General features: G+C 34.4%; 26 protein-coding genes and 3 pseudogenes. 8 read left to right on the top strand and 21 right to left on the bottom strand.

The genetic code is table 11. From position 1 onward, the window contains the following. Positions 1 to 115: 115 nt before the first annotated feature. From MKX53_RS06755 to MKX53_RS06715, 9 genes and pseudogenes are all read right to left on the bottom strand, one after another. The gene (locus MKX53_RS06755; protein WP_340910085.1) at positions 116 to 274 is read right to left on the bottom strand and encodes a hypothetical protein; all 159 of its coding nucleotides are present in this window, start codon (positions 272 to 274) and stop codon (positions 116 to 118) included. Between the two features lie 206 nt (positions 275 to 480). After that, entirely contained in the window at positions 481 to 780 is a 300-nt protein-coding gene (locus tag MKX53_RS06750; protein ID WP_340910083.1) for a hypothetical protein, read from the bottom strand. Between the two features lie 237 nt (positions 781 to 1,017). After that, entirely contained in the window at positions 1,018 to 1,407 is a 390-nt protein-coding gene (locus tag MKX53_RS06745; protein WP_340910081.1) for a hypothetical protein, read from the bottom strand. Positions 1,408 to 1,437: 30 nt separating this feature from the next. Continuing rightward, positions 1,438 to 1,935, bottom strand: coding sequence for a CdiA family toxin C-terminal domain-containing protein (locus MKX53_RS06740; RefSeq protein WP_340913264.1), 498 nt, complete (start codon positions 1,933 to 1,935; stop codon positions 1,438 to 1,440). Between the two features lie 675 nt (positions 1,936 to 2,610). Beyond that, positions 2,611 to 3,195 (bottom strand): annotated as a pseudogene (locus MKX53_RS06735) (ribonuclease YeeF family protein); the annotation flags it as partial. 870 nt (positions 3,196 to 4,065) lie between these two features. After that, on the bottom strand, positions 4,066 to 4,449 hold the full coding sequence (locus MKX53_RS06730; RefSeq protein ID WP_340910079.1) for a hypothetical protein: 384 nt from the start codon (positions 4,447 to 4,449) through the stop codon (positions 4,066 to 4,068). A gap of 53 nt (positions 4,450 to 4,502) precedes the next feature. After that, positions 4,503 to 4,880 carry a YolD-like family protein gene (locus tag MKX53_RS06725; RefSeq protein WP_340910076.1) on the bottom strand — a complete coding sequence of 126 codons (378 nt, stop codon included), beginning with the start codon at positions 4,878 to 4,880 and terminating at the stop codon, positions 4,503 to 4,505. A 386-nt stretch (positions 4,881 to 5,266) separates the two neighbouring features. Further along, a complete protein-coding gene (locus MKX53_RS06720; protein WP_340910074.1) occupies positions 5,267 to 6,232 on the bottom strand; it encodes a hypothetical protein in 966 nt (321 codons plus the stop codon). A 102-nt stretch (positions 6,233 to 6,334) separates the two neighbouring features. Then, complete coding sequence (locus MKX53_RS06715) at positions 6,335 to 7,090, bottom strand: peptidoglycan recognition protein family protein (protein WP_340913262.1); 756 nt, start codon at positions 7,088 to 7,090, stop codon at positions 6,335 to 6,337. A gap of 7 nt (positions 7,091 to 7,097) precedes the next feature. Here MKX53_RS06715 and MKX53_RS06710 point away from each other — a divergent pair. The 6 genes and pseudogenes from MKX53_RS06710 to MKX53_RS06685 form a co-directional block, all read left to right on the top strand. After that, a pseudogene (locus MKX53_RS06710) lies at positions 7,098 to 7,300 on the top strand (IS5/IS1182 family transposase); the annotation flags it as partial. A 312-nt stretch (positions 7,301 to 7,612) separates the two neighbouring features. Beyond that, positions 7,613 to 7,885: a hypothetical protein gene (locus tag MKX53_RS06705; protein WP_340910072.1), complete on the top strand. Its 273-nt coding sequence runs from the start codon at positions 7,613 to 7,615 to the stop codon at positions 7,883 to 7,885. 224 nt (positions 7,886 to 8,109) lie between these two features. Further along, positions 8,110 to 8,238, top strand: a complete 129-nt coding sequence (locus MKX53_RS06700; protein WP_340910070.1) for a hypothetical protein — start codon at positions 8,110 to 8,112, stop codon at positions 8,236 to 8,238. A gap of 170 nt (positions 8,239 to 8,408) precedes the next feature. Further along, complete coding sequence (locus MKX53_RS06695; protein ID WP_340910069.1) at positions 8,409 to 8,978, top strand: RDD family protein; 570 nt, start codon at positions 8,409 to 8,411, stop codon at positions 8,976 to 8,978. An 85-nt stretch (positions 8,979 to 9,063) separates the two neighbouring features. Further along, positions 9,064 to 9,672, top strand: a complete 609-nt coding sequence (locus MKX53_RS06690) for a hypothetical protein (protein ID WP_340910067.1) — start codon at positions 9,064 to 9,066, stop codon at positions 9,670 to 9,672. A 367-nt stretch (positions 9,673 to 10,039) separates the two neighbouring features. Next, on the top strand, positions 10,040 to 10,534 hold the full coding sequence (locus tag MKX53_RS06685) for a hypothetical protein (RefSeq protein ID WP_340910065.1): 495 nt from the start codon (positions 10,040 to 10,042) through the stop codon (positions 10,532 to 10,534). Positions 10,535 to 10,733: 199 nt separating this feature from the next. Here the strand turns inward: MKX53_RS06685 and MKX53_RS06680 are convergent, their stop codons facing one another. From MKX53_RS06680 to MKX53_RS06660, 5 genes and pseudogenes are all read right to left on the bottom strand, one after another. Next, a complete protein-coding gene (locus MKX53_RS06680) occupies positions 10,734 to 11,453 on the bottom strand; it encodes a site-specific integrase (RefSeq protein ID WP_340910062.1) in 720 nt (239 codons plus the stop codon). Between the two features lie 63 nt (positions 11,454 to 11,516). Then, positions 11,517 to 11,663, bottom strand: a pseudogene (locus MKX53_RS06675) (site-specific integrase); the annotation flags it as partial. A 147-nt stretch (positions 11,664 to 11,810) separates the two neighbouring features. After that, complete coding sequence (locus MKX53_RS06670) at positions 11,811 to 12,962, bottom strand: Ger(x)C family spore germination protein (RefSeq protein ID WP_340830137.1); 1,152 nt, start codon at positions 12,960 to 12,962, stop codon at positions 11,811 to 11,813. Next, entirely contained in the window at positions 12,943 to 14,409 is a 1,467-nt protein-coding gene (locus tag MKX53_RS06665; RefSeq protein ID WP_340910060.1) for a spore germination protein, read from the bottom strand. The genes MKX53_RS06670 and MKX53_RS06665 overlap by 20 nt, the downstream gene beginning before the upstream one ends. Then, the gene (locus MKX53_RS06660; protein ID WP_093534916.1) at positions 14,348 to 15,520 is read right to left on the bottom strand and encodes a GerAB/ArcD/ProY family transporter; all 1,173 of its coding nucleotides are present in this window, start codon (positions 15,518 to 15,520) and stop codon (positions 14,348 to 14,350) included. Before MKX53_RS06660 ends, MKX53_RS06665 begins: the two co-directional genes overlap by 62 nt. Before the next feature lie 552 nt (positions 15,521 to 16,072). Here MKX53_RS06660 and MKX53_RS06655 point away from each other — a divergent pair. After that, the gene (locus MKX53_RS06655) at positions 16,073 to 16,285 is read left to right on the top strand and encodes a hypothetical protein (protein ID WP_093534918.1); all 213 of its coding nucleotides are present in this window, start codon (positions 16,073 to 16,075) and stop codon (positions 16,283 to 16,285) included. 661 nt (positions 16,286 to 16,946) lie between these two features. On the opposite strand, the gene MKX53_RS06650 is transcribed toward MKX53_RS06655, so the two are convergent. From MKX53_RS06650 to MKX53_RS06620, 7 genes are all read right to left on the bottom strand, one after another. Continuing rightward, positions 16,947 to 17,129 (bottom strand): hypothetical protein, encoded by a 183-nt coding sequence (locus MKX53_RS06650; RefSeq protein WP_340910057.1) that lies wholly within the window; start codon positions 17,127 to 17,129, stop codon positions 16,947 to 16,949. An 84-nt stretch (positions 17,130 to 17,213) separates the two neighbouring features. Next, positions 17,214 to 17,564 carry a hypothetical protein gene (locus MKX53_RS06645; RefSeq protein ID WP_340910054.1) on the bottom strand — a complete coding sequence of 117 codons (351 nt, stop codon included), beginning with the start codon at positions 17,562 to 17,564 and terminating at the stop codon, positions 17,214 to 17,216. A 168-nt stretch (positions 17,565 to 17,732) separates the two neighbouring features. After that, positions 17,733 to 18,527, bottom strand: coding sequence for a hypothetical protein (locus MKX53_RS06640; protein ID WP_340910051.1), 795 nt, complete (start codon positions 18,525 to 18,527; stop codon positions 17,733 to 17,735). Between the two features lie 190 nt (positions 18,528 to 18,717). Next, positions 18,718 to 19,437 carry an N-acetylmuramoyl-L-alanine amidase gene (locus MKX53_RS06635; protein WP_340910048.1) on the bottom strand — a complete coding sequence of 240 codons (720 nt, stop codon included), beginning with the start codon at positions 19,435 to 19,437 and terminating at the stop codon, positions 18,718 to 18,720. A 1-nt stretch (position 19,438) separates the two neighbouring features. Next, complete coding sequence (locus tag MKX53_RS06630) at positions 19,439 to 19,705, bottom strand: holin (protein ID WP_445678260.1); 267 nt, start codon at positions 19,703 to 19,705, stop codon at positions 19,439 to 19,441. A gap of 12 nt (positions 19,706 to 19,717) precedes the next feature. Continuing rightward, on the bottom strand, positions 19,718 to 20,149 hold the full coding sequence (locus MKX53_RS06625; RefSeq protein WP_340910045.1) for a hypothetical protein: 432 nt from the start codon (positions 20,147 to 20,149) through the stop codon (positions 19,718 to 19,720). 171 nt (positions 20,150 to 20,320) lie between these two features. After that, positions 20,321 to 21,964: a hypothetical protein gene (locus tag MKX53_RS06620; protein WP_340910043.1), complete on the bottom strand. Its 1,644-nt coding sequence runs from the start codon at positions 21,962 to 21,964 to the stop codon at positions 20,321 to 20,323. A 430-nt stretch (positions 21,965 to 22,394) separates the two neighbouring features. Here MKX53_RS06620 and MKX53_RS06615 point away from each other — a divergent pair, with 430 nt between their 5' ends. Next, positions 22,395 to 24,908: a helix-turn-helix transcriptional regulator gene (locus MKX53_RS06615; protein ID WP_340910040.1), complete on the top strand. Its 2,514-nt coding sequence runs from the start codon at positions 22,395 to 22,397 to the stop codon at positions 24,906 to 24,908. The last annotated feature ends 65 nt before the right edge of the window (positions 24,909 to 24,973 follow it).

The raw sequence follows: 24,973 nt of genomic DNA, 5'->3' as shown, positions 1-24,973 counted from the left end.
CTGTTAGCAATAGACAGGACATCAGTTTTGGGTTTTCTCTTCTGCTTTATCAAGTTGCTTTAGATATTCATCAACTGAAAGTTCCCTGCCTCCAGTTTGAACTTTATCAGTGCCCTTAGAAAAAGATTCCTTCACCAGTCTTACCAATACCAATAATACTTTTAATTTCAGTGACATTTTTCACTTCATCTATTTCTGTACCATCCACTGCAGTAGTTCCAGATTTCTTAACTGGCGATGGTACCAGTTTTAGTCCAAAATGCTTGGCGATCACTCCAATGCTATTTTGCCAATGATCCTTTGAAAAAGTCTACTTGGTGAGACTGCTTCTTTAACCATTCCGCTAAAACCGAATGTAGCATAATTAGTAAAATCGGCTTTCGAGTCGAACATCTTGTCTCCTCTCTCTTTGGCTCCTGACAAAGTTTTCTCCCTTAGTAGTATGGTTTGTCCGCAATTTGTCTGCAAGATTTTTCTGTATTAGTTAGTGTGAATTGCGCGGATCTTGAAGGCTTCCTGTAATTGTATAAATGACCAGGTCTTGGTCCTCAAAACAGGTCCCACTAACTCCTTCCATTCTTCTATTCGTTTTTTTTGCAAAACTAATTCATTGAGAACAAATTCAGGAATAGGGATTTGTCGATTGGAATTTTTCGTTTTCAATGATGTGAAAATATATCCCTTTTTAGGGACATTGGCTAATGATCTTTTCACATGAATCACTTTTTGTTCCAAGTCTATATCACTCCAATGTAGCCCTAAAATCTCACCTCTTCGCATACCCGTATAGATGGCAAGTAAAAAAGTTAAATAATGCCGCTCTCCTTTACAATTACGAAGAAATTACGGATGGAGGATTTGCATCTGCCAATGGATTGAACATAATTTTCTTCCTTATAGCTGTTAAAATTACTGTTACTATGCCCTGGATACCGAAGAAAAATAAATTGATAAAAAATCATCTTACCTAAGATTGTCTCTAAAAGGTAAGATGATTTATAATAATTTTATAAAAAATTATATATATAAACTACGTTTCACTTTCGCCAATAAATCTGTTAACTGAATATTTCCTGAATTTTTTTTCATTTCTTTTTTTACATTTTCGTCCAAATAATCATAAAATGTTTTAAAATCTAAATAAGCCATTTGTTCAATTTCAACCGCTGGATAACCTATTTCTATCAAAACATGTTTTTCGTCTAAAGGTTTAGGTAGTTGTGCAATATCATATTCATCTAAATCAGATTGAAAAAAAGCAAATACTATCTCTTGTCCATAACCTTCTCTTTCAACAAAGCTTTCTAATGCCTTTTCTAGATACTTTCCATTTATGAAATCAAAATATGTTAGCATTAATTTATCAATATCAGCTTTACTTTCATTTACTTGATATTCTCGACTCATTTTCGTACTCCAATCAAATAATATTTTTAGTTAATCAATAACAGGGAAAAAGTTTGTTATTTCACCAGCCTCATTAAGATACCCTCTAAATTTTAAACTGTTTGAAGCAGTTCCCTCCACAAGTCTCCCATTTACTTTTCCATTCTGCATCGCTTCCTGTCCCCATTGATAAATTTTCTCGTCACTAATCTTAGAGGGGTCATAGACTGTTTTAGGTTCCTTGATATTTTTATACGATACTGGTTCGGCAATATTACCTGAAATATCTTTTCTAGGTATTTTATACTCAACCTCAAAAATACCTTCAATGGATGGATGTGCTTTTTTGGATACAATTAAATCATCTGATTTAAAACCTTGATTTTTCAAAGCTTTATTAAATTCATCCATATTATGGCCACCAACAATACCTTTTTTTGTATTCACATTTTCAACATTTTTAAGGTGATTCTTTGCATTGTCAACAAAATTAAACTTATTAGTCGCACCTATATTTGCATTTTCAGACAAGTTTTTACCTTCACCTATTGCTTTACCATCCCCTGTAGCATTCCCAGGTTTCTTAACCAGTGACGGCGATGATGCCAATCTAAGTCCAAATAAGCTTCCTACAAATCCAAAGCTATTTTGCCAATGTTCCTTTGAAAAAGACTCCTCTGGAAAGATGGCTTCTTTAACCATTCCACTAAAACCAAATGTAGCATAATTAGCAAAATCGGTTTTCGAGTCGAACATCATGTCTTTTCTTTCTTTAGCTCCTGACAAAATTCCATCTGAAACCCCGAAAGTCCAATAGTTTACAAAATCATATGGAGAATCTAGAGCCTTATCACGTCGTATACCTACCCCATTCCAAAAGTCTTCAGCAATACCCTTGAAACTATTGAAGGATTTTACGAATGGGTTTTGATTAATATCTTCCTGTTCTGTCCCATTGACCTCTGGTCTAGGACAAGATAAGGCAATCATATCTGTACCAACAAAAGGATGGTGTATGCTAATTAAACCCCCATAGCCAAATCGTATTGGACCACTACTAGCTATAAATGCCTGGAGCATAGTCGTCAACTGATTTTCTCTATTTGATAAGTTGGAAAGCCCAGCTATCGGAGATGTACGATACGCCAATTCTGTCTTCAAATTATTTTTAGAAGTCAAAACTCCCCAATTTTCTGTTTGGAAATGAATATCTGTTAGTCCAGATTCAAACATACCCTCTAAATCCGAGAGCCAAGTTTCCATGGTCTGCATATCCTGTTCAATGGTTTGTAATGCATTCGTTTGAGTTGCATCAAATTCATAAAGTTGCGAGATTGTATCATCACGTTTTCTCTTAGAACTAATGACTCCCTCGTGCACTCCGCTATCATCTAAGTGGGGAAGACCTACAATATCGCTCACCTGATCCATAATGCTGTTTGCCTCATCCGTTAAGCTAGCTGTTAGTTGACCGATTTGTGTTAGCCCCTGTTCCAGTTCTCCCTCTAGAAAAGTTTCGAGTATATAACCGGAAGAATCAGGTTCTAGTGAGTAAAGTGCTGCTTCCATTTGGTGAAGGACTTGTTGATAGTGTACGGAAAACAACTGGAAAAATTGGAGAAATGGTAAATGACATTCCTCATAAAAGGAGCGAATGGCATTTCCTCCTTCTCCTTTTAATTGATCCTCCATCTGAACTAACCCCTCCACTGCACGGTGGATTGCTTCTATTTCAGTACTTAACCTGGTTAACATAGTAATGTTTCGTTGTAGCCCTTCTTGAAATAAATCTACATCTAATACTTTCATAGACTTTTCCCCATTAAGCTTTTGGAAATAACTACTTCGCAATATTCTTTATTGTACAATAATACCCCACAGGTGAACATTCTTCTCCCCCTCTAGTAAACTACCAATAGTTATAATATTCCATTTTTATACAAGAAGGTAAAGAGAGAAGTTACCATTTCCAAGAAAACAATTCTAAGGAATTAATATAAAATTTTTTAAATGTGACTATTAAACTACTACCAAATTAAAACAGTGGTTGTATAGATAGAAGTGAATACGGAGTTTTATTTAGTACTATCATCATTAATAAAATCATCTTTTGATGAGTAATCTTACTATGATGATAGTAAAAGTCCTTATTTAAAACGCGAGAATCTAAAGAATGTTAGCAATGGATTAAAGGGGATTCTATTTTAAAAAGTCTATAAGACATATACGACAAAGGCAATACTGTAATTAAGACATTTTACCGATTAGCTATTATTAAAACTGTAGTAACCTGTTTTCATTAAATGAGTAATACAGACCACCTGTTTACTCTTTTGTCCGCAATTTGTCCGCATAATTAATTTTTTGTACCGATCTTATTTTACTGAAATGATTTTCACTGTCTCGACAACCTTATTAAACCAGACTTATTTAACCTAATAGAATTCAATTTAACCAGGTTATATAAGGGTTACAAATTCGACAAGGTGGGGGTCGCTGGTTCGAGACCAGTCGGGACCATATTAATAATGTAGTCGCAACCTTTGATACATATAGGGTTGTGACTTTTTTATTTTAAAGATAATTCATCAAATTATTGCTTATGGGGTTAAAATGGGGTTAAAATTCATATAAATCTAAAGTAAAACTTATAAAAATAAACCACTTAAGTATATATATCTACCACAATAACCAATTCTCTAAATTAGGATTACTCTTCATTACAGTCCGTCCCTCAACCTCTTCTAACCAGTTATAAAACTTCACAGGTTTACTCGCACGAGGTTGTTCCTCCACAGATGAAGAAGTGGGTCTCTTCCTATTAGAACGTCCCATCGACTTACTATAAGCTCCTACGAATGCACTTCTTAATGTATTAGTAAGAGTTAATGTTCCATCTGCAATATCACTAATAAGCTTGAAAATAACATTCTTAGCTTTTATGAAGTCAGATACATTATTTAGATCAGTAGCTAATACTGCTTTATGCAATTCATCCTTTAACTCATCTTTCATTGGTAAGCTATTCATGAAATCAAATAACATCTCCTGGTACTCATTCATGTACGCTCACCCCTTTTGAATATCTATTCGAGATGAGTCATGAAATTCCTTCTTCAATCCATTATGGTAACGTCAACTATTTCATCTAATTTTAATTGCAGCAAAGTAAACGGATCTTCTAGCTCAATTACTCTTCTTCGTAGATCCACACTTTCTACAACACCTCTCTTGTAAATAAACGCTCCTTCCCTCCACAACTTCACTTTAGTGTCAGACTTTCTTGTATTGGCTGCATCTAAAGTATGTTGGATAGCATCGTAGTCCCACTCGTTTAAATCAGGTCTTGGTTCCAGTTTAACTTCGTGACCAAATCCTCTTAGCATTGCTACATGTTCGGGAAGCATCATAGACGTTTTCCACTTCACATCATGACGTGCATCAAGCCCGTATTTAGCGCTAATCTCCATATCTTTATGACTGTCTGGCATCATATTACTGCACGCTCCTTGTGGATGACGGGAACAAATGCGAGCAAATTTTCAATAATGAAGGTACGTTTTGCATTCCTTTTAAAACAAAACGCTTGAAAAGTATCGCCTTGAATCTTTAGGACCTTCAATCTTCTTTGACTAATATTACCTTTAGAATCCATATACATTATTTCTACCAGTTGATTTCTTTCCATACACTTCATTAAATTTATACGTACACTTGTTCCCTCCCCTTTCAATCATTATACGAACAATAGTTCTATTTCACAACAAGTAATTTTTAGGTAAACAAAAAAGCGACCTACCCATTTAAGAGTAAGTCGCTAAACCATGATTTATTTCTATCAAGAATTAATTAACTTCATAAAAACAAGAACTAGATTCTATTACCAATTAAAAGTAATTTTTTCTCCTGTTTTTAAAATAGTGATACCTTCAAATTCAACTTCTTGTCCAGTTGATTCTGCCAAAGTAAGAATGTTATTGAATTTTTCAATATCCATTGGAAAACCTATGACTTTCAAAAGAGAATAACCAGTGGTTATACTTGTTTTATTTTGAATTTCAAAGTGATGTCTTCCGCCAAGATTAGCATATTGAAAATGTAGTTCACCTTTTCTAGATACCAATATGTTTTCAGCTGAAACCTGCATAACATATGCTTCACCTAAAACCTTTTTAAAACCTTCAAATGCAAATTTTATTTCTTCCCTTGCAGATGAATCAATTACAGGTTCTTTTATTACACCACTTCTTCTAATTATTTCTAAATGTTCAACTAAATCGTTGTATACTGTTAAATCTAAATTTTGTTTTTCACTCTCTTTTACATCTGGTAGTTTCTTAGCTATTTCTGCAAGTCTCTCAATTAAATCCTCGGTATAAGTTGTAAGTGGAATGCTATCAATTAAATTCTGAATATGTGATGCACTGTATATGCCTGCCTCTTTGTCAGTCGTTCCTACTGGCGTAGGAATTATAACAGGTTTTTGGTTTTTGTTAACCAATGCTAACTTAGATTTAGATGGAGTTTCATATTTTAAACTGTCGTTGTTTTTTTGAATAAATGAGCCTGCGCCAACTCCATATAACCCGCCATGTTGTCCTTTGAATTGGTACGCTCGGAACTCATCACCCTTTTTTAAAGTACGAACAATTGTTAAGGTTCCATCATTATTTAATTTAACCAGTGGAGTGTCTTTTAAAATTGTTACTTTACCAATTTGTCCTAGTATTAATTCTGTCTTACCCCACATAACTTTAGAAGCTGCCTCAGCTGTATTGACTTGAAATGTAAATATTCCCATTACGAGTGTTGTAATTATTGTGCCTTTAATAAATTTTGAAAACATATGTATTTTCCCCTTTCCGATTACTTTAATAGTACATATTGGAAAAGGTGATGTCTATAGACTTATTAAAAGACCCACTCGAATATGAGCAGGGCTGTATGATCATTTACTATTTAGTTTCGCTAACATCGCTTTAGATAGCGTTTCATATTTAACATGTTTAGGCATCTTAGTGATCCACATACCGCCACCAACATTATATTGACCTCCATGATCATCTCGCTCACGATACACACGATATTCTTCTCCAGGATTCAGAACACGAACCATTTGAAGTTTACCGCTCTCATGAGGGCTATCTTTCCAAAGATTGATTCGTTTAAGGATTGTTACTTTGCCGATTTGACCAGGTTTTAATTCTGTTTTTCCCCACATAATTTTATTCGTGTTAGTTCCAGCGACTTGATTAGGCACTAGCAATGCTTTCAATCGTTTACGAACACTATCCATATTAATTCCTGGGCATGATGTTGCAGTGCCTTCAAATTCATTGTGGCCAAGTACATCCTCCACACCTAATCCAAAGTCCTTCATCGCTAGTAAGCATCGTTCTTCAAACGTTCGCTCTTGTGCAGCAGTAAATGCACCATTACCGACTACGCATATATGATAAGTGTTTGTATTGTGGTTACCGATACCATTTGTAGGATAGATAGGATCATAACAAAGTTGAACTGTGCCATCTGGTAAAATGATTTCTGCGTATCCACCTTTTGTCCATCCTTTGCTTTTCCAATGATTCCAGAACGTAAAATAATCACCACTCGTTGTCGCTGAATGGTGACGTGCTATTTTGGTTATTTGAGATATCTTTCGTGTGGAAGATGATAGAGCTACTTTATTTCGAATATCTTGAATATTAGCCAAATCGACAGAACACAAAGACCAAGAAGCTTTTCAAGAGACTGAGGAAATTAAAGTAAAAGCAAAAATAGTGAACTGAAACATAGACACGGGTATGACACAGCGTCATCTACGGGTCTATCTGGTATTGGGATTCAAGGAGCTACAGCTATATTCGCAGTTAATCTCAAACGAATCCTAAAGCTTCTGAGTGAAAAGGAGTAAAAAGAAACAATGAAAAAGGCAATTTATCGTCTAATCAGACGGCAAATCACCTTTTTTTGAATCATATTCAGTAAAACCATAAAAAAACGTAAGTTTTTCAGTGGCTTCCTCGAAATAAGTGCGACCTTATCATTTATTTTCTTTTACATATCTAAGGTTACCTAAATATTTGTATAACTTTCCATGTAAGGATATAGATAACATGTTTCTCATGTACATTGACTCTATCCGTGATAAAGGTTTCCTAGACTGTATAGCACACCCTTAACATCATGTTTAGGAGAGGAACGCAATTTTAAGGAGGTGAAAACAATGTCAAATTCCATAACTAAGTTACTAGTACACGCAAAGCAACAGAACAAATGGATTCCAAGAAGTGTTTTGACCATGAATAACTTTTCACTAAAGGCAATACACCATTTAGAGGATGAAGGTTATTTACTTGGACATCATTGTAATGATAGAGGAGCGCTGATCCACTACGCGTGTTATCTCTGTAAAGCAAAAAAGACGTTGCTCATCCGAATGGATAAACAACGTCTTATCAAAGGGGTGGGGCATGAAACAGGTGGGTACCTCCTTTAATATAGATGACCAGGTACTGAGAAAAATTCTATTTAGAAAAACACATGTATATGGCTGGTTCCTTATAGTTCACCTTTATATTTGATCAAGAATGACAATATAAAATGATTAAAAGAATGTAATATTATTGAAAAATCTAGTTGCCTAATACATATCGCTTATATAGAATTAGTTCAATAGGATTATCCCCTATATTTACATAGGTAGATTATGATGAAGAAGCCATGAAGGTAGCTATCCCTGAGATGGTACAAGTGAGGATTATCGAGCCTACAGTTAATTTTCGAAATGCACCGTCGCTACAAAGTACTGTAACAGCAACAGGTTATGCCAATGTTATTTATGTTTTTTAAAATGAAGAACAACTTGATGACGATTGTGTTACTTGGTTGATGATTCAGCTATCTGATGGACGAACAGGCTATGTTAGTAAGAAGGTTGTTGTAACTCAAAGAACATTGGAAAGTAGTACAAAGTATTTGGCACAGGGAACCAAAATCAATATTAAAAAAGGGGTTATAAATTGTTCTGTTCGAAGTGTGGAATAAAATTAGATGTAGAAGATACTTTTTGTTTTAAATGTGGTGCAAAGGTTTCGGCACCAATAGTAGGGGAAGTGCAAAGTGAAGTAGCAGCTTCTTTTGATGGGAAGATTTCTCATAATCAAGTTAGAAGTACTAGAGTGGGAAATTTATATAGCCAGTGTTCTGAATTAAGTTATGCAGGTTTTTGGCAACGAATGGGTGCAACCATAATTGACCTAGTTTTGTGGATAGCATTCTCTTTTTCGATTGCACTGCTATTGCCTATAGATGAAGAGTTTTTAACTATCACTGGCTTATTTATAAGCTGGATGTATTACGCTTTGTTAGATAGCTCTTCTTGGCAGGGTACTATAGGCAAAAAGGTAATGGGTATATCTGTATGCGATTTAGATGGAGAGAGAATTTCATTTGTGCGTGCAACATTTCGTTACTTCTTTCATATATTTTCAGCATTAATTTTGTATATTGGATTTTTTATGGTTATCTTCACTCAAAAAAAGCAAGCTTTACATGATATGATGACTAGTTGCGTCATCGTTAAAAAATAACTTAATAGATCGTAGGGATAGTATAATGGAGCGTTTTATATTATTTTTGATTATGACAGCTTTAACCTTAGGAGGTGCAGTCTGGATGTCAGATGGTATGAGTTATCCTAAGGAGAATGCGCAAGAATCATCCAATGAGTCATCTTACTTAGAAAACTTAAATGACGAAAATATTACATATGATTCTGATAGTGAACTTAATATTGAATCTGAATCAAATTATCAAACTACTGAGAGTAATATTGAAGAAAATCAAAATAGTAACGGTGAGATAAACAATAGCTTTAATTTAAGTCAGGTAGTAGACAGATTTATTAATGAAAAGATTATTACGGTAAATGGTGTAGATTTAACCTTTAAACAACCCCTTAATGAAAATTTTATTTATAATTCGTTCGGTAAACCATCTGATGTAACAGAAGAGATGTATTTGAGTTACGAATACCCCGATTTTCGTATAAGCTTTTATGAGGACAGATTAATGAGTGTTGCCTATTATTATATAAATATTGATGAACAAGAAATATTTGAAGTTTTAGGTGAACCTGATTATTTCAATGACAGAAACGAATATAACCAAAAAACTTTCGGCTATACAGTATATTTTAACGGTGAGGAGCATGGAGAAAATTTCATTACACTTGATTTTGCATTCAGTGCTGATGGTACTTTAGAATACTTTACAATTAATTAGGGTTCCACTTCTTTTTCCTCATTCGAGAAAATTGTAACTCACAAAATGTATAGATAAATATTTATTCTTAATTCCCCTTTGAGTAAATACATAAACAATTAGATTTATGATATCGTTTATGGTTTCTTTTATTGTCCTCATAACTTCTGTTGGTAAGTTTATCAATAGCTAATTTGGTTGGATGATAATAAAGGCAATGAATATCATGTCCGTAACTTATAGCGAATTAACTGTAACAGATTTTTATGTCTTAATTTCAAAAAAAGTTGGATAAAGTAATTGTCACTAAGCCAATGCATCAAGAAAGATATGATCTCTAAGAAAAAAGCAATAAGTAAGATGGGTCATCAATTTAGGGGGCAGTTTTGTGGGATACTTAAAATATTTATTTAAGCTGTTAGGAATAGTTTTTATAGGAATCGTCATTATTCTTTGCAGTATGTATGTATACATGTTCACACACGATCCACCTGCTAGCTCGTATAATGTTTCCGAGGAAATGTATAGTGACTCACAAGAATTACTAAGTGTCATTGATATAGAATTCCAATCAGTTAATTTTTCGGGAACTCTTGATGAAGAAAGCATGGATAAAGTTCTGGATGCAATCGAAGGATATACTACTAAATATGTTGGAAGTGGTAGTATAACAGCTCAAGAAGAGGGGTTGCTTCAGGATATTGGTAGAGTCGTTAAGAATTATATTCAACTAGATGAATTGGATTTATCGTATCAAGGTGTAGAGCTTGATTTTAACGAGGGATTTGGTGATTATTCTGGGGAGAAACGGAATATTTATGAAAGCTATTTTCTGCATAGAGCAGACTTAAAAGATACATATGGGTTTGAGTTTGAGGAGTGAATTAAGACTAACCTCAGGAAAACTACATTGAAATTCGTAAGGTACTGTTGGTAAAAAGAAAACATTGCCAAAATCCCAAGCCTCATGAAGGACTTGTCGGGACCATCATTTTAGTAAGCCCACAAACGTTGATATTCCAACGTTTGTGGGCTTTTTCTTTTGAAACATTTTTTGTACAGAACGACGAATTTTAAGCTGCTCACGATATTTTTTCCAGTGCTTTTTCAAAAATATCAGCTAAATCATTGTCTTCATTTGGAATGAGGTGAGCATAGGTTTCTAATGTGATTTTCGCATTCGCATGGCCTAAACGTTTTGACACCTTCACTACATCAACACCCTTAGAAATTAAAATGGATGCGTGTGTATGACGGAAATCGTGGAATCGAATTTGGGTTACGTTTGAAGTGGTAATCAGTCTTTTCAACGCGCGTAACACATTTCGCGGATCTTGTTTTGATCCTGTTTCCGTACATATCACAAGATCTTCCTCCTGATATTGTTCACCAAGTTGTTCTTTCCAAATTTCTTGTTGTTTGCGATAGTTAACTAACGCTTTCACAACCATATCTGAAATTGGAATGATTCGTTTGGATTTCCGCGTCTTCGTTGATGTTAAAATATAACCCTTTTTTGGAATATACGCTAACGAACGTTCGACATGAATCGTTTTATTTACAAAATCAATATCGCTCCATTTTAACCCTAAAATCTCGCCTCGTCTCATTCCTGTATAAATGGCAAGGAAGAAAGTTAAATAATGTCTTTCTCCCCTACAATGTTCAAGAAACGTTTTGATTGCATCATAAGACCAAATTTTCATCTCTTCTTTTCTCACAGCAGGTGGATCCGCATCATTAACCGGATTGTATTTGATTCTTTTCCATTTAACCGCTTGGTTGAATGCTTGATTTAGCATTTGATGCATTTTACGAATATAACTCGAACTATACGCTTCATCAATTTTAAGGTTATAAAAAGCATCAATATCCTCTTTCGTAATTTTTGATAAAGGTTTATTCGCAAACGGATTCTCTCTTATTAAATGTTTATTGATGAGAGATTGGGCATTAGATGCCGTCGTTTCTTTAATTCGTTTTTCATGGTGAGATGTAAACCAACTTTCAATAAAAGTAGAGAAAATTTCCTTACTTGGCTCTACATAACCTTGATAACGGATTTTCGAAATTGGATTAAAGAAATAGAATCTGAAGAGATATCTAGTATGGAAAAAGAAAGGCTTGTCCCCTTATTTCCTATAGAACAAGCAATTAAGCTACTCAATTGTTTCTTTAAATGCTTTTCTCCCTGTATAAACTTTATTAACATCTATTGTTATGCTGCTAATAGAGTTTTCTGTCAAGGGGACTTTGCCATCCTTCTGTACTTTGTTCCAATTCTTCACATCACTTCTGTACAAATATTCTGATAGACGATAAATATCCACGTCTTTTTCCAGTCCTTCTAAATAGGTTTCTTCGATTTCTTTCTTTATTTGTTTCTTCACAAATTGGCGAATCTCTTTCTCAGTAATTTTTCCTTCAAAGCTACTTAGTAAAGCATTCATATTTAATTTTACTTCAAATTTTACATCATTGCCTTGAACTTTAGGTTTTACTTTTATTTTTAGATTATCTATAGTAATCGAAACAAACTTATCTTCACGAGGAATTGTAATTTCCCCTTTTTTAGTTTCCTTAGTCATCCACTGTAATCCATTAATCTTTTCGCCTGAGATAAAGCCTTTAAATTCATCTGGAGTAACGACACCTACTCCCTCGAATTTCGGTAGTTTATCTTTTTCTTTTTCATTCTCCCAATTATCGTCTATTTTCACATAGGGTATGTTTACTTCGTAACTAGGTTCATTTAAACGGATAACGAGCTTCCGAAAATCTATTGGTTCTACAAAGGACTCTTGTTGGTATGAACTCATAGGATCTGCTAGTTTAAGTCTAGTCATGGCGCTGTTAAAAAGAGGATTTAGCAACATAATTTCACCGATAGGATCATTCGTTGAATATACCCACGTTTGATATCTAATCTCCCTAAATCTTAAAAAGGCGTTAATAACAACATTAGCTCTTCCTTCTTTAAGCGCTTCCTCTGAAAGTACCATATATGTCATATGCCCCCAGAATAACTTCAAATCCGTCGATTTATACAATTCAAAGAATGCCTCTTCTATAGTGTCTCCTTTAGCCTTGCCAACTTCCACCTGAATAGCATCCTGGTTTGGTTGCTCCGTTTTTGCAATATTGATGAAGTCGATGATTTGAGCATGTATTTCATACTTATCCTCTTTATAATCTATCCCTATTGCATAGATGTATCGTATTCTATTTGGTTCATCCACATCCCAACAGCTGGTAAGTAGAGGTAGAACTAAGCAAAGAATGCACAATTGTTTAGTTATTCTCTTCATCATCTTCTCCTCCAATTCGAGTAGAATCCTGAGGGTTTAAAGAATGAGGACGTTCTTTATAGTTTTTGGGCGCAGGCCTTATAAGAGATCTTTTAATAGTTGACCAGCTCAAATCCGTTGCAATATTCATATAAGGAACTCCAAATATTCTGATATTTGATAAATAAAGCAATAAAAAAAATAAAGCAATAAAAAATCCAAACAATCCTAGAATAGATGTAATCAGTATGAGTATGATTCGAACTATACTTACAGCAGTGACAAGCGACTGATTCACTAAAGTGAAGGTGGCGATTGTGGATATAGCTATCACAACAATCATTGCAGGGCTAGTTAAGCCTGCTCTTATAGCTGCATCCCCTATGATTAGACCACCTACTACACTTATGGTTCCACCAATAACGCTTGGCAATCGTAAGCCTGCCTCCCTAAATAACTCAAACATACCAAGCATCGTCAGCATTTCAACGGCTGAGGGCAACGGTAGTCCGGAATTATTTTGAACAACGGTGGCTAGTAATTGAAAGGGTAGTTGGTCCTGATGAAAAGTAGTAAGCGCTAGCCAAAAGGCTGGCAAAGCTAATCCTATCATTAGACCAATTATCCTCAGCACTCTTTCCGCACTACTAAAAGCGATTGGATATTCCACGTCTTCCCCTGCTTTTAAAAGTAAAAACAAATTGACAGGAGTAATGACTACATAAGAGACACCATCTACTAGAATAACAAACCTTCCCCTTACTAAAGCTTGTACAGCAAAGTCTGGCCGACCTGTATAATCATTTCTTGGGAAGATAGGCGATCTTTTATTTATCATTTCTAGTAGCAGTTCACCACTAAAAACGATATCAATATCCACTTCATTTAATTGACTCATAATATCCTTCAGAATATCCTTATTAGCAATATCATCCATATAAAGTACGGCAACTGTCGTTTTTGACCTTTTTCCTAATTCGAGTTTTTCCACGTTCAGGGAATTGGTAGGTAATCTTTTTCTTATTAAAGCAATATTAACCGATATATCCTCAATAAAATTATCCCTTGGCCCCTTAATAAGTACTTCCATCCTAGATTCCTCAGGATTTCTATTCGGCTTTTTAGCAATATTACTTGAGAGCGTAAGATTTTCATCCTCAAAATAAAGAATTAGAAAACCATTAAAGATTCTTGAGATTAAATCTTCTTTTGTCTCAACCTTTTGTAAATCTGGTATATAAAGCTTATTCAAAATGAACTCTTCAAGTGGTTCCTCGCTAACCTCACTACACGTTTCTTGTACCCGTGGAACAATGGTCTCATTTAGTAGTTGAAGATCGATCATAGAATCACAGGTGATAAAATGGACTTTATATTTCCCGTAGTTGTACAACTGAAATATGACATCTTCATTCTTCTTGAATAGTTCCTTTATTGTGTGAAGATTTAGTATCCCCTCCGGTGGTTTCACTTTGTTTACCTCCTTTCCTACGTTTTTTCTCTTTTTTAGTTGTTTTTTTATGAAAGAAAGCTATCAAGAACAGGAAGATTGATACGAGTAAAAAGAATACGAAAGTAGCTATAAGAAAGTAATTACCTTTGATGAAAAGAAATAAATTGTCATTTATTACGGTTAAAATCATACAAAGGATAAAGAACGCAGGGGCTAATATGAACCATACAGACTTCTTTTTATTCATTTTAAGAAGGTCAACTGTGATGAATAAGAGAAGTCCAACACGTATAAAGGCACCAGTTAACCATTGGTAGATGGAAAAAAAGTCTAGATGTTCAATGAACTGCCCAATGGTAACTAAACCCCATTCCTCATATGCCGGATAATTTTGTTCGGCTGCCTCGTGTGGTCCAAACTCTGTAATAGCCCCCAATAATGGACCTAAGGTTAGCCCCATTAACAAGAACAGAATGATCGCAAAATGGAACCATCTCATTTTGTCCTTAATATGTTGTTGTAAAAAGAGAAGTAGTATTAGCTCGATATAACCTGCAGCAGGAAAAACACTGGCTTTTAGCACTGGCTCCCAGCCATGCTCCAAAAAAGGTCGTAGTAATGAATAATCCTTCACTTGAATATTCACAAAGGCTACAAAAAAACCTAAAACTAAAACACCAAACAAGACCATGACATTTACAATGGCAATAGTTTGAATACTGCTAGTTGCTAATAGGATGCACAAAACGATATAAATTATTAATAAGACGATAATGGAGGTGGTAGGCAAGAAGGTTGTTTTCACCCATTGCATCGCTTCACGCATTGTAAAGGCCGCCGATACGAACAGATAGATCCCTACTACGTAACGAAAAATTGTACTAGTTTTGGGACCTGTTGCCTCCTGAAGCCACTCCAACAATGGCCTCTGTTTAGCTTGCTTATAAATATAAACAAGTATAAAAATCCATAAGCCCATGATTACTGCAGCCAATATGACAGAAATCCACCCATCTCTACCTCCTACCTCTAGAATAGGAGGTAGAATAGTGACATGATTTTTTAATCCAATCATAGTCATGGATAAAGCAACAACGTGTAAAATACTTATTGGACCGACTTTTTTCAAATTCATACCTTCTAACGTTTTATAATACTTTCTAGTTTTGACAACTTTTAAAGTGTTTATAAGGTAAAATAGATATAAATTGAGAACTATTCATAAATAAACTAAGTGGAGTTAAATAGGATATGTTTTTTAAAACGATAACATCCTGGTACAACTTATTACTGGAGAGATTTATCTTTACGCAGAGAAAACCTTCTAGCTAAGGATTCCTCTAAAACAAAAAAGGGTTAAGATAAAATTCACCGAAAATAAAAAAGGGTTAAGATAAAATTCACCGAAAATAAAAAGCCTCGCAAACTTTACGACCTAGCAAAGTTTGCGAGGCTTTAATTACAATTATTTATAGTTTTTTATTACAGCGGATGCTTACCAGGATAAGGATATCTCCCAAACAACTACAATGGAGTATTTCTTACAAGAAATAAGCTACCTAAAAAAACGTGAAATCAAGTTGACCGATTTCACGTTTTTTTAATTGATAGACTAGCTATGTCCCAGTCTCTATTCTTATTCAACTACTGAATAGTTTCCGTGCTCCATGGAAATTACATATTGGAATTTGAAATTAAAATAATTGGTGAACATCTGAGAGCCATAAAGCCTGAAGATGGAACCGCACTTTTAGATATTTCCTTAAGAAACCTAAGTACCAATCCTGTAACCATTGTTTCCGGAATATTGATTGTAAAAGACTACCAAAATAAAGTGAGATCTAAGCATGTCGTTTACGGTTTCGAATCTGAGATGGGAGCAGTTTTAGTATAGAAATTCAGCCTAAAAGAGAATTAATAGGGGAATTGCATGTTGGCTTTGGATCTACTGATTGTTTAAAAATTGTCCTTGATAAATATGGTTACACTGATGAACGATTTATCTTTGATTTGTATTTGCTAAAGATGAATTTCTATGGAAGGTAGCTCAAAAAATGAAAAACGAATGATATGAAGATGTTTTATAATGAGGGGAAACTAAGAAACAACTGTTACACACTGTTTTCATAAAAGTAGTAATACAGACCACCTGTCTACTCTTTTGTCCGCAATTTGTCCTCATAATTAATTTTCTGTACCGATCTTACTTTACTGAAATGATTTTCACTGTCTCGAAAACCTTATTAAACCAGACTTATTTAATCCAATCGAACTCAGTTTATCTAGATTATATAAGCGAGATAAATTCGACAAGGTGGGGGTCGCTGGTTCGAGACCAGTCGGGACCATCATTCCAAAAGCCTTTAACCTCAGCGGTTTCAGGCTTTTTTTAATTCAATTTGTTACCTATAAAACAAGTAGAAATCCTTCTTGCGTGACCGATGTGTGACGAATTTATTAAAAACGTATTTTTTGGACTTTTATCCATCGATATTTTTAGATAATTAAACCTGCTAATAGGATTATATATAATAGAATAAATAAACCACCTTCCCTTAATCTGGTTGGTGGTTTTCCATTATTATCATTTGTTCCACATTTATCGCATTGTAATATACTTCTCCAATTTGAATTACTCCTTCATTAATCTTTTTAGGGGCTTGGTCGCTCTCTACTCCTTTCCAATAACTAAATGTGATTGGTGAGTTAATAAGCAATTGAATGTTATATTTTTTCATTATTTCACCTCAAAGATATCTATTGGAGATGAGTAGGGAAATTCCTTCTATTATGAAGTAATAATCTGTTTGTTGTTTTTTGTTTTAATGCACTAAATATGCACCAAGTAATTCTTCGCATTTTTCTTTTATCTCTACATTTAAAAATTTCCGATGATCTTCTACATCTCTGGATTGAAATACATAGGTTGTAGAATCGTTACTGGATTCCCTCTTAAAAACTTTCATGCTGTTCCTAAGCAAATACATTTCCGATGCTTTTAAATCTTTATTAATCATTTCTATAGCAGATTCTACAATTTTTAAATAGGGTCTTTTTAGCTTTAATGGTTGTTTATTAATTTGATCGATATCTTTTTCTAATACTTTTATAAGCATTGGTAAATAAAGCTGGTTTTCAAAGTATATTAATTCTTCAGCTCGAATATCAGGCACTTGAAACACCTCGTCTTCTTCTTTTTTATTACCTTTATTATAAGAACGCTTGTTTGATTTTACAACAAGTAAATTTTGGACAAATAAAAAAAGCGACCTCCCCTATTAAGAGTAAGTCGCTAATTAAAAATTCATATTTTTTGTTACAGTTAAAAACTCAGACTAAAACTAATTGTTTTCAGTAGTCTCTTTTTTTATACCACCACTTATTAATTCTTTTAGATAGACTAGGGTAGCGCTGACGAAAGCCAACATATAAATATAGCTTTTACTATCTAAATAAACTTGATAATTATTACTTCCTTCAGGTACTACTAATGGAAAAGCAATCGTACCAGCAGCTTCTCCGATCACAAGAATTGTTGTAATCGTTGCAATAATAGAATATAGTTTCTCTAAATTATAGATTTTCTTGAGTTCTATTTCCGGTTCTAGTATTTGACTATTTTGACCTTTTAACAGTTTTTGCATCAACCAGTTAAACACTTTTTCAATCTGATACGGTAATTTTATTAATATATCCAAAATAAATAAAATACAAAGAGTAAACATTAGAATAACAAACAGATCGCTTTCAGTCAGCCCTGTTGTTTCAATAAGAAGAAAAGCTATCGGTAACCCAAAGATGAAATAAGCTAAAGTTTGAAGAAAAACTCCGAAATAATACATAAATAAAAAACCTAATAATTTTATTTTAATACTATTAATCATTGGAAAAAACGTATATTTAGGACTCCCTAAAAATATAATTGCGCAAGAATAAAGCACAAGTGAGATAATAATACTATTTAATCCCAATTGACTAAAGGAAGTGACAATATCTTTTTGACTCTTCACCCATTCATAGCCCATAATAAAAGCAATTATAATAAGTACAAAGCAACAAAGCATTATTAAAGTTAGTATAATTCCTAGGTTTCTGTAACGCTTGTCAGCTTTGGTATTGTAAATATTTTCTCCCATATTAAAACTCCATCCAATTATATTAATTTGATAAATATTTATATCTGGGATTAATGATTATCCCTACAATTTATTTCGTCCAATTTTAATTTAAATTAACAATTTCTCTATATATTTTATACTTATAGTATATAGTTTAATTAATATTATCTAAAAAAACCCCACTCAAATTAGTGAGCAGGGCTTGATATTAAAGGGAACCTTTAGATTCTAATTTAGTTAATAATGGTGCAAGCATTGTAATTAATCGAATATCTACAGAATCTTTTACTTCGTAATTAGCTGCCATCAAACCATGTTTCACTAATTTATCAAAAGCATTTTTTTGTCCTGGCGTTAGTACTATTTTGTCTGCTGTCACTCCATCCACCTCTTTCTTTATTAGTCCAAATGATTTTACTAGACCATTGACATGTCCCTGTGCTAATCCATTAATAAATTCATCTTGTTTTAGTAGTGCTGCATCAGATGCATTATCAATAAAACCACACTCGGTTAATATGGAAGGCATTTTAGTATTTCTCAATACTTGAAAATCTGCTTGTTTCTTTCCTCGGTTTTTCATGGTACCAATTGTTTTGATAATTTCTGCATGAATAATATTTTGGTAAGCGATAGATTTGGTGCTACCTGGATAAACAAAATCTTCGTAACCACTACCTCCACCTGCATTAATGTGGAAGGACATAAAGTAATCAGCCCCCCAACTATTCGCTTCATTTGTCCGATCAGAAAGTGATGGATATGTGTCGCCAGTTCGGCTCATTTTCGTTTGAACATCTTGATAAGCTGTAAGTAAAGTTTCTACTCGTTTAGCAATTTTGAGTGTAAGGACTTTTTCTAACAAATCATTTCCAACTGCACCTGGATCACTGCCACCATGCCCTGGATCTAAATAGAATTTAACCATATTATTTTCCACCTACTTTTCTATCATTTCCAAGTTCAAATAGTCCTGTGGAAGCAAGTCCTGCTAAAGCACCTGACCAAAGTCTTAAAGTTAAATCTAAATCGGTAAACGGTTGACCTGCGAACCCAATAAAAATACCCACCGCAAATGCGATGAGTGGAATGAAATTCTTATTAAGTGTTTCTGAGGTTGATCTTTTAATTAATTCCACCACTCCCAAAACAATTGGTACAATTACTGTTGCGAATAATAACACTGCCGTCATCATAAATTCCTCCTCTTATTTCAAAATAGTTGCTTCAAGTATCAGGTAGATGATACCTCCAGCTGCAAATATTGTTTTCATGAAATCCCAAGCTTTTGCCCAATTATCCCTTTTGATCTCAGTATCAACTTTTTTAATTTCGATGTCTGCCTTCCTTTGTTCCTGCTGCATGTCGATGTCAGCTTTTCTTAGTTCCTGTTGCATACCTGTAGTGGATTTTATCAAATCCCATTGTTTGTCCATAATTGACTGAAAGAAAGATCGTGTTTCCTTGTTTTCTGTAAGAATGGTTGTCTTTAGATCATGATAATTCGCATCGGATTCGAGACGCCATTTCTCCATTTCCTTTTTCCATTCGAACAGATTGTTTTGACCCTTCAATAAATATTCTCTGTCTTTCTTTAATTGCTCTATCTCTTCTCCATGTAATTTCACTGTTTCAAACATAGAGTTGCCTCCTTCTGGCATCCTCTCACCCCTTTTTTTGCATATAAAAAGAGCACCCATTTGGATGCCCTCACTGTTAATTATTAAATTTCTTTAAGACGCTTTATGTTCCTACTAGGTAAGAAAACCCTACCAAAAAGATGAGGCCAAATGTGTTAGAGTTTACAAATTTTAAAATAAGAATTCCTCCCACGGAACACTGATATAAGTGGACTGACCTATGAATTTAAGCTTTCCAGTTGTTTTATCAATTTCGATTTTATCGATATATCTTGCCCCTGTTTTTTTCCAAGTGCGTACTTGATTTCCAGATTGATTGTAAGCGGTAATAGCTATAATATCGTTATTATTTGTATCTGTAGATACCCAATAATTATAGCTTCCCAGTTTAAAACCAACTGAAAAGTCTTGAAACCTAAATCCCTGAGGCGGCGTTGTCGTCCAATATAAATATGTAGCTGACTGTAATACTATATCGTCAATTGTTAAAGGGGCACTCGGAGTAACAATTAAGTTTATTGTATAAGTTGTAGTAGACTTACCGTCTTCTGAGGAAACCTCTACCTCCCATGTAGTACCGCCATTATCGGTTGTAGCTGGAGCTATTATCGCATTTACATCTGTTGCTGTTACCTTAATATCTGTTGCTGTTAAGTTTGCCAAAATTGTTCCAGCTGGCAGCTCCACAGAATAAGTAATTGTATCCGCTGTGCTTACTACCGCAACTACACCTGTTACAGTAATTTCACGAATAGTAGAAAGGGAGGATTTAATTTCAATTAGTAGAATTGCTGCTTTTGCATTCGCTAAGGCTGTTGTAACCTCTGTAGTTTGCTTGGCAGAATTAATCGCATTAAGTCCAGCTGTTTTTAAAATCGAAATCTGTCCCCAATTCGTCGTACTATAATCATCCTTCACATCTACTTTAAAGCTCTTTAGTTCATTAATCGCATTTGTTTTAGCTAAGCGTAATGCTCGTTGCGCTGAAGTTTCAGAAGATCCTCCGGTGTCTCCACCTCCTCCAGTTGATGGCGGTGTTACTGGTGCCACAGGTGCTGGAAAGATGATAGCTTGAAGTCTTTCCAACTCTTTTATTAATGCTTGGTGGAACGGGTTTGTACTAGATAGCTTTGCTACTAGGGATGAAATATCTTCTATCGCTTTTATTGTTTCTTCTTTTTTTCCTGCTAGGTATAACTGTTGTGCATTTGCTAGCTTCATCGTAATAGTTACTGGAATAATTAACTCATCACGCTTTGTATCTGCAGGCTTTTTATACTTTTCTAGTAGAAGATCACGAGGTGCTTTTCCTGTGAAACGATACAAAATCATCGTTCTTGATTTTAGTTGGACAGATAACTTGTGATAGGCTTTTTCCACTGCCAAGAAATCATTTTTTACTTCTGCTTCTTTTATTTCCTTTAGTAATGGATCTAAATACTTCGTTGCGTAGTTATAAGCATCGATGTATGGGATGAGTCCTTTCACTATTTTCTCTTCATACAATGCATCTAATTCTTTCAATTTAGCTTGTTTTTCTTTTTCTGAAAGATTAGATGTGAGAATGACATTCTTAGTTGCTTGATAATTTTTCTTTACACTGTTTAACACCGAATCTAGTGAAGTACTCGGTATAAGTTCCCCTTTAAGTGCCGGTTCCACATAAGACATGGTCGCTTTTTTCATTTCCATTTTTATTGCATCAATGGATTGTTGAACAGAAGTTGTTTCTCCGTATGCAACTGGTGAAAATGACAAGATAGTTGAAACTAATAAAACTGCCACCATTATTTCTTTCCATAGTTTTCCTTTCATACTTTCTCCCCTTTGTAGAGTATTTATAAATACTCTGGATTGTTCAAATAATATACCTACTAACATTAAACTACTTTTGTTCATATGAATATTGAGGAATGTTAATAGTGACTAAAAATATTTAATTTTTTTTCTTAAGCTCCAGTTTTGTGAAAAGTATATAAAAAAAACGCTCCGATTGGAACGCTCTCTTCCTGCATTATTATCTTACACAACAGAACAAAAGAATAAATGATATATAAAAGTATATATTTCTTGTGTGATTCAATTTCCTATAAAGAAGATATTTAGCTTTTGTAGAATATCCTCCTTCGTGATAAATACCAAAAAATTCGTGACTATCCCCATTTCAAAAAAAGATATAAACTATAGATATAGATTAATTGAACTACCAAAATGATGAAAAGTACCCACAAGGAGTGATAACGAGATGCAAATGGTTTTGCTAAATGCAAAAACAACCGCTCCACAAGCTTTTGCTGAAACGGTTGAACGAGAAAGGTTATATGATTTACTTCGTAGTAATGCATCAAAACAAGTAACATTAATACAAGCACCTGCAGGGTATGGTAAAACAACTCTTCTTAGTCAGTGGTTCAATTTATTGAAGGATCCGGTTGCATGGCTTTCCATAGATGATGCAGACAATGATCCTATTCGTTTTTGGAAATATGTAGTACATAATGTATCTGAAAGCACCAAAACGGATATAAATGAAATTCTTTCCCCTTTATTTAATTTGCAAGAGCAGACCTCATTAGAATTTCTGATTGACTCTTTTTTAAGTGAAATTGGTTCCATTCCTCAAACATTACATATCGTATTTGACGATTATCATTTAATCCAAAATGAAGCCATTCACAAAATGATGACGCAATTTATAGAATACTTACCGAAAAATGTGCAAATCTATTTGACTAGTCGAAAGGATGTATTATTACCAATTACTAAGTGGCGAGCTAAATCCCGACTGAAAGAAATTAGTATGGAACAACTTCGTTTTACCTTTAAAGAAGTGCAAAGCTTTTTTCATCAGAGAGACATTACTTATAGAGATGCCGAATCACTACAATATGTGTTAGAAAAGACGGAAGGCTGGGTAACAGGACTTCTATTGGCTAGTCTCGCAACAAAGGATATACCGGCAGAACGAGTAATCTCAGAAGCAATCGATAGTAAACATCCATTTATAACAGATTTTTTATTACAGGAGATTTTGGTAACACTCTCCCCTTCTGTACAAGAGTTTCTAGTTCGCACCTCTCTATTAAACTCGCTTGAACCAGCAGTTTGCGATGCTCTAACGAGTCGTACGGATAGTTATGATATATTACTTGAACTTGAGAAAAATGGACTTTTTATTGTGCGCCTTAATTCAAACCCTCTAGTTTTCCGATATCATCATCTGTTAACTGAGGCATTGCAGGTTGAGCTAAGAAACCGCTTTACAAAAGTGCAGGTACTTTCGATTGTCAAAGAAGCAGCAACTCTTATGCGTGAGAATGGGGATTTTATCGCTGCCATAGAATTGACTTTGAATGAACAAGCTTTTGAACTCGCAGAATCTTGGATTACTTTTCATCTTGTTGACTTATTCACTTCAGGACAAACGACTACTTTCATGCGTTGGGTACAAATTTTCCGCTCTAATAATTTCCCCGTACCTTATGAGATGCTTGTAATGGACGTCATTGCATTGATCGCTGTACTCGAAATAGAAGAAGCTGGCCTAATCATGCAAGAATTAGAATACCGCCAAATAACAGAGCAGTGGATGGATAAAAGTGAAAATCAAGCTATGGCTACCATTTATGAAAAGGTTAAAGCATTTGTCCTGTTTGGTATGGATGGGAATATGGAACAGGCAGCAGAAATTGTACGCAAGCAATTAGAAAAAGAAACTGTTAGTTCAAGATGGGATGATATCCCTATGAAATATAATTTATTTGAACACAAAATTTTGCGTACTAATGTAGGAGCAAAAGGAAAACTTGTCTCATTCGAACAAGGAATTCCATTTGCCAAGTTATTTCGTGAATCAACATTTAAAACACAAAGTATCAATGCGTTCAGTTACGGAAGTTCTGCAGAAACACTATATGAGAAAAATTATATGGAGGAAGCATCGGAAGAGCTTGAATTAGCTCTACAATATGGTCATCAATTTAAGGACCCAGGTTTATTTATCCCTATGTATATTCTAAAAAGCCACATATACGCTATGAAAAAGCAGTTTATTTCAGCACATGCTATCCTGAATCACGCTATAGAGAATGTGAAGGAAAAACATTGGGTTACCTCGTTGCAGATTATGAAAGCACATTGTTATTTACTAGAAGGGAACCTCTTGCAGGCAAAGTCAGAACTCACCCATACGAAATCTAGGCATCCTTTCTGGTTATTAGTACATGCTCGACTTTTATTGGCACAAGAACAAGTGGGGGATGCCCTATCTACTATTATTAGCGTAAAATCAAAGGCAACATTAGAAGATCAAGTATCGACAATCATTGAAGCAACGACCCTCGAAGCAATTTGTCACCTTGCCATGGATAATGAGGAGGCTGCACTGACTACATTGCATGAAGCATTGAAGCAGGGAGAACCTTATGGATACGTTCGTACTTTCTTAGATGAATCAGCAATTATTCCATTGTTAACTAAGTACCTAGCAATTAGACAAAAAAAGGAGCAAGGACATTGGAATACTGTTCCCCTTTCATATGTTGAGCACATAATCCAGAGTGGTGATAAAAAGAAAAATGCATCCATCCTACTGACACCCCGGGAGTTGGAAATCTTCGCATTACTTAAAAACGGATCAACAAATCGCGAAATTGCTAAACATCTCTTTCTTACTGAAGGAACAGTACGTGTCTATTTAACAAACATTTACGGAAAACTTGGCGTGAAATCTAGAACCCAGGCAATTTTAGTAAATTAATCCACCAAAACGGATTTCCTTCTATAAATAAAAGGGAATCCGTTTTTTTATTAATTTTTCAAATA

This window comes from Psychrobacillus sp. FSL K6-4615, assembly GCF_038008225.1.
In the GTDB taxonomy this organism is placed as follows: Bacteria; Bacillota; Bacilli; order Bacillales_A; family Planococcaceae; genus Psychrobacillus; species Psychrobacillus psychrotolerans.
This window is presented reverse-complemented; position numbering and strand designations above follow the sequence as displayed.

What these genes read in the sequence shown, in the direction of transcription:
- MKX53_RS06750 (WP_340910083.1), bottom strand. Translation starts at nt 780, where the DNA reads ATGCGAAGAGGTGAGATTTTAGGGCTACATTGGAGTGATATAGACTTG.
- MKX53_RS06745 (WP_340910081.1), bottom strand. Translation starts at nt 1,407, where the DNA reads ATGAGTCGAGAATATCAAGTAAATGAAAGTAAAGCTGATATTGATAAA.
- MKX53_RS06730 (WP_340910079.1), bottom strand. Translation starts at nt 4,449, where the DNA reads ATGAATGAGTACCAGGAGATGTTATTTGATTTCATGAATAGCTTACCA.
- MKX53_RS06725 (WP_340910076.1), bottom strand. Translation starts at nt 4,880, where the DNA reads ATGATGCCAGACAGTCATAAAGATATGGAGATTAGCGCTAAATACGGG.
- MKX53_RS06720 (WP_340910074.1), bottom strand. Translation starts at nt 6,232, where the DNA reads ATGTTTTCAAAATTTATTAAAGGCACAATAATTACAACACTCGTAATG.
- MKX53_RS06705 (WP_340910072.1), top strand. Translation starts at nt 7,613, where the DNA reads ATGTCAAATTCCATAACTAAGTTACTAGTACACGCAAAGCAACAGAAC.
- MKX53_RS06700 (WP_340910070.1), top strand. Translation starts at nt 8,110, where the DNA reads ATGAAGGTAGCTATCCCTGAGATGGTACAAGTGAGGATTATCGAGCCT.
- MKX53_RS06690 (WP_340910067.1), top strand. Translation starts at nt 9,064, where the DNA reads ATGTCAGATGGTATGAGTTATCCTAAGGAGAATGCGCAAGAATCATCC.
- MKX53_RS06680 (WP_340910062.1), bottom strand. Translation starts at nt 11,453, where the DNA reads ATGCTAAATCAAGCATTCAACCAAGCGGTTAAATGGAAAAGAATCAAA.
- MKX53_RS06670 (WP_340830137.1), bottom strand. Translation starts at nt 12,962, where the DNA reads ATGATGAAGAGAATAACTAAACAATTGTGCATTCTTTGCTTAGTTCTA.
- MKX53_RS06650 (WP_340910057.1), bottom strand. Translation starts at nt 17,129, where the DNA reads ATGAAAAAATATAACATTCAATTGCTTATTAACTCACCAATCACATTT.
- MKX53_RS06640 (WP_340910051.1), bottom strand. Translation starts at nt 18,527, where the DNA reads ATGGGAGAAAATATTTACAATACCAAAGCTGACAAGCGTTACAGAAAC.
- MKX53_RS06635 (WP_340910048.1), bottom strand. Translation starts at nt 19,437, where the DNA reads ATGGTTAAATTCTATTTAGATCCAGGGCATGGTGGCAGTGATCCAGGT.
- MKX53_RS06630 (WP_445678260.1), bottom strand. Translation starts at nt 19,705, where the DNA reads ATGATGACGGCAGTGTTATTATTCGCAACAGTAATTGTACCAATTGTT.
- MKX53_RS06625 (WP_340910045.1), bottom strand. Translation starts at nt 20,149, where the DNA reads ATGTTTGAAACAGTGAAATTACATGGAGAAGAGATAGAGCAATTAAAG.
- MKX53_RS06620 (WP_340910043.1), bottom strand. Translation starts at nt 21,964, where the DNA reads ATGAAAGGAAAACTATGGAAAGAAATAATGGTGGCAGTTTTATTAGTT.
- MKX53_RS06615 (WP_340910040.1), top strand. Translation starts at nt 22,395, where the DNA reads ATGCAAATGGTTTTGCTAAATGCAAAAACAACCGCTCCACAAGCTTTT.